This window comes from Pediococcus damnosus (assembly GCF_001437255.1).
Taxonomy (GTDB): domain Bacteria; phylum Bacillota; class Bacilli; order Lactobacillales; family Lactobacillaceae; genus Pediococcus; species Pediococcus damnosus.
The window spans coordinates 1-4,508 of record NZ_JQBD01000117.1 but is presented as its reverse complement, the minus strand read 5'-3'; the positions used below and the strand labels follow the sequence as shown (position 1 = coordinate 4,508).

At 36.1% G+C, this 4,508-nt stretch carries 3 protein-coding genes and 2 pseudogenes; 1 reads left to right on the top strand and 4 read right to left on the bottom strand.

What is annotated here, in order from left to right:
- Positions 1-37: 37 nt before the first annotated feature.
- Positions 38-1,225 carry a hypothetical protein gene (locus IV84_RS09730; RefSeq protein WP_056986585.1) on the top strand — a complete coding sequence of 396 codons (1,188 nt, stop codon included), beginning with the start codon at positions 38-40 and terminating at the stop codon, positions 1,223-1,225.
- A gap of 123 nt (positions 1,226-1,348) precedes the next feature.
- Here IV84_RS09730 and IV84_RS11455 read toward each other — a convergent pair.
- From IV84_RS11455 to pfkB, 4 genes and pseudogenes are all read right to left on the bottom strand, one after another.
- Positions 1,349-1,807: pseudogene (locus IV84_RS11455) on the bottom strand (PTS sugar transporter subunit IIA); the annotation flags it as partial.
- A gap of 98 nt (positions 1,808-1,905) precedes the next feature.
- Positions 1,906-3,058 (bottom strand): annotated as a pseudogene (locus tag IV84_RS09725) (PTS fructose transporter subunit IIC); the annotation flags it as partial.
- Position 3,059: 1 nt separating this feature from the next.
- The coding region (locus IV84_RS11260) for a PTS fructose transporter subunit IIB (RefSeq protein ID WP_236699026.1) at positions 3,060-3,295 on the bottom strand (236 nt) is incomplete at its 3' end.
- A gap of 20 nt (positions 3,296-3,315) precedes the next feature.
- Positions 3,316-4,242: a 1-phosphofructokinase gene (gene pfkB / locus IV84_RS09720; protein ID WP_056986583.1), complete on the bottom strand. Its 927-nt coding sequence runs from the start codon at positions 4,240-4,242 to the stop codon at positions 3,316-3,318.
- Positions 4,243-4,508 lie beyond the last annotated feature (266 nt).

Genomic DNA, 4,508 nt, shown 5'->3' with positions numbered 1-4,508 from the left:
CAAAGTTTCAAAATATATAATACGAGGGAGTGTTCGTATGACTTTTGTTATTGCGTTTCTTTGTGTCATGATTTTTATGTTAATTGGTGAGTGGGTCTCCTCACTTACACACGCATTTATTCCATCCGTATTTATCACTGCAATTCTATTTATGATTGGATTTTGGACGATAGTACCAAAGAATGTGGTTTCCCAGGCTTCATTTGGTAATCAATTCATTGGTATTGCAGTACCAATATTGTTAGTACATTTAGGAACTCTTATGAGCATCAAAGAATTAGTTGCTCAATGGAAATCTGTTTGTATTGCGCTGCTTGGGGTTTGTGGCACACTAATTTTAACCTTATCAATTGGATCACTTATATTTGATTGGCATACAGTTGTTGCTGCTGTTCCTCCATTAACTGGTGGATTAGTATCTGCATTATTAATGACAAGCGGATTAAAAGCGCAAGGAATTACCTCTCTAGTTGCCTTGCCAGTTTCTATGTACGTTGTACATTCAGTCATTGGTTACCCTTTAACTGCAGTTATGTTGAAACAAGAAGGACATCGCTTGTTAAAACAGTTTCACGCTAAAAGCTCCCAAGCTACCTCTACAACTACACAGACTGATCAAATAGCAGCTGATGATAAAAAAGAAAAAAAAGTATTCAACCTCCCTAAAGAATATCAAACATCCTCTTTTGTACTTGTACGTTTGGCACTAGTTGCACTTTTAAGTATCTGGGTTTCATCTTTACTACATAATGCAGTTAACTCAAATGTTATTGCTTTGATATTTGGTGTCATTGCACACCAAATCGGTTTCCTAGAAAAAGATGCTCTGAATAAAGCTGGTGTATTCAACTGGCTAATGTATGGTCTGTTAGCATATGTCTTTGCTCAATTAAATGTGACAACCCCTAAAATCATGGGAACCATTATCGTTCAAATCCTCGTTTTAATTGCCCTGGGGTTATTAGGCATGTTTATTGCATCCCGTTTACTAGCAAAACCATTTGGAATGTCATGGCAAATGGCTTATGCTTGTTCTTTAACATCACTATTTGGGTTTCCAGCGGATTATATTCTGACTTCTGAAATTGCTCGTAGCGTTTCTCAAAACGATGCTGAGGAGGCATATGTTTTGAAACACACCATGCCAAAAATGCTGGTTGGAGGATTTGCAACCGTCTCAGTTGCTTCGGTTATTATTGCTTCCGTATTTTTAAAATTACTGTAGTATCACGAGATATTTTTATGTAAAACATCGGAACTAATCTACTTTTGCCTATAAAAATAAGGGATTTTGAAAAAAGGAAATATTCCTTTTTCAAAATCCTTTATTCATAAAATGAATTTAATTTTATTGTTGTTGAATTAAATCTAAAATTTCCTCTTTCGATTTTGCATTTCGAAGTGCTTTAACAAAATCACTATGAGTTAACAGTTTGGCTGTATTAGAAAGATATTTAAGATGAGATCCACTATCATTTTCTGGAATTAAAAACGAAATAACAGTATCAATTGGCTTACCATCAAACGTTTTCCATTCAACAGGTTTATCAAGTTTCAACACCAACATGGCAGACGTCTTAATTGTAGCATCCTGTGCATGAGGAATTGCAATTCCATCCTGCATACCTGTTGAGCCTTCTGCCTCACGTTTTAGATATTTTCCAAGAACTTTTTTGGAATCTTTAGCTAATCCGTTTTCAACTGCAAAGTTGGCAAGGTATTGTAAAACTTCATCTCTAGTTGAAGCTCTCACCCCCAGTTGAATGTTTTTAAGCGTCAAGATTTCACCTGGATCGAATGATTCAACCTCTTCTGTGTTAGTTACTGCTGTTTGTTCTGTTTCTGAAACTTCCGCGTCTTCTGTATTTTCACCAGTTAAAATATCGAAAGTACCTGCATCCGTAGCTACAGCATGCTTTTTAGCTTGTCGCCCTGCTATAAGTGCCAATAACGCCCCTGATATAACAGAACCAATCAGAATCCAAAGTACCCATAAAAATGGATGATTAACTAATGGTAAAATAATAAAACCACCATGTGGTGCAGGAACCTGAATTTTTGTCACATAAGTAAGAATTGCTGCAATCGATGATCCAATCATAAATGAAGGAATATTTAAAAGTGGATTTTTAGCAGCAAAGGGGATAGCCCCTTCCGTAATATGTGTCGAACCCAATAGAAAGTTTACATATCCAGCACTACGCTCTGTACTTGAATATGCTTTAGGATTAAATAATACGGCAAAGCCAGTTGCCAGAGGTGGTGCAATACATGCAGCCGACACTCCGGCCATAAAATAAAAGTTACCTTGAGCTAATAATGCAGTACCAGTTAGATATGCCGCTTTGTTAATTGGGCCACCAAAATCGGAAGCACACATAATTCCTATAATCAATCCTAAAATAATTGGACTGCTATTCTCCATTCCCTTCAAGAAATTCATCATACCAACATTTAGATCCTTCATTGGTAAAGAAATAAACCACATTATCATACCGGAAATAAAAACCCCTAAAACAGGATACAAGAAAATAGCCTTTAGTCCACGAAACAGCTTGTCTGGCAGCGGTTTCAAAATATGCTGTAACAATACAACTGTATAACCGGCCAAATAACCACCAACAATTGCTCCTAAGAATCCTGTTCCATTCGTAAATGCAATCATTCCAGTTGCAAAGCCAACAACCATACCAGAACGTTTGCTAATAGCCTCAGCAATGAATGCACACAAAACGGGAACCATCAGATTCATAGTGCTGGAACCAATCGTATTCAGCAAAAAGGCAAAATAATTATATTCGCTACTTTTAGGGTCAGCGGAATTAATTCCCCCAAAAAACGAAATTGCCATCAAAACACCGCCTGCAACAACAAATGGCAGCATGTGAGAAACCCCGTTCATTAGAGATACATAAATTGAATTCCAAAATGTATTCCCATTTTTGCTTCCAGCCTTGGAAGCAGATTGAGCTTTTTCTTTGACAGAACCACTCTTATAACTGGAAACCTGCGGATCGTGCAAAATACGATCCACTAATTTATCAGATTCACTAATACCNTTTTTTCCAACAAATCTATCAGCATCCACATCCACATCTGAAGCAATAATGACGCCACTTGCACCATCAATTTCTTCTTGAGTAAGTGGGTCATCAACCCCGGTTTGTCCATGTGTTTCCACTTTAATTGTGACACCCATTTTTTTAGCAGACTGCTCAAGTGCCTCTTGAGCCATATAAGTATGTGCAATTCCGGTTGCACATCCAGTTGCTGCAATAAGTTTATATTTTGCCATAATTTTTCCCTCCTCGTATTTTAGTCAATCGTTTTAACTTGTATTTGTTTCTCTAAAATTGGTACATTTTTAAAATTGGTAATCCAAGATTGAAATGCAGTATCACTACCTGCTGCTAATGCACGTTTTAGATTTTCTTTACTTGATAATCCTGTTACCATTCCGCCTAGGAAACTACCCAACATTGTATCTCCTGATCCTGCTGTATTGACAACTTCACCCTTAGCAGCATTACCAAACAATACTTCGTGAGAATTGATAAAAACCGCGCCTAAACCTCCTAAAGAAATCAAGACATTTAAGGCGCCTCGGTGAATTAATTCTTTTCCCATTTTTATCAATGTTTCTTGATCAGGGACTTTTGACATACCAAACCAACTCGCTATTTCGTGTTCGTTTGGCTTAATAAGATATGGATGATACTTTAATGTATCCAAAACTTCCGTATAACTTGTGTCGATCACTAATTTAAACTGATTTTTTTCAGAGATTCTAGCAATTTGAGAAAGTATCCCGGGTTCAATTCCCTCTGAAAAGCTTCCTGACAATGATAGAATGTCATCTTTTTTCAATTTCTTAATCTTTTTTAATAATTCATTGATCTGGTTCTTATTAGTTTTCGGCCCCTTGTTAACTAACTTATATTCTTGATTTTCATCCTGTACACGTGTGAAAACATTAATTCGAGTAGGTTTTTCAACATGTACAAAATCATTAGTAATATCCGATTTGTTTAAAACCTCCTCAATATATTTAATAGTAAATCCACCGCCGATCCCTAAAGCGACATTTTCTATACCCAGACGTTTCAATATAAAAGAAACGTTAACTCCCTTTCCATTTGCCTGAATATCATAGCTTTCAGTTCTATTTACAACATTGGGTTGCATTGTTTTGGTATCAATCACTAAATCAATTGCAGGATTTAAAGTTAATGTATAAATCATGTTGTTGCCCCCTCTTTATCTTCATTTTTAGCATAACATGTGTAACTATGAAAATGTTTTCAAAAAATGATATTATAAAGGTAAACATGAAAAGTTTGTTACAATCTTGGAGGGAATCTAATTGACTGAAGCACTGAGCACATCGGAAAAATATTTATGGCAATATGTACAGGAACACTCCGATGATATTGTGAACATATCAATAGTAGAATTAAGTGAAAAGGCCAATGTATCGAGTATGTGTCAAGTTTTCCTAGGTGCCTTAT

What these genes read in the sequence shown, in the direction of transcription:
- IV84_RS09730 (WP_056986585.1), top strand. Translation starts at nt 38, where the DNA reads ATGACTTTTGTTATTGCGTTTCTTTGTGTCATGATTTTTATGTTAATT.
- pfkB (WP_056986583.1), bottom strand. Translation starts at nt 4,242, where the DNA reads ATGATTTATACATTAACTTTAAATCCTGCAATTGATTTAGTGATTGAT.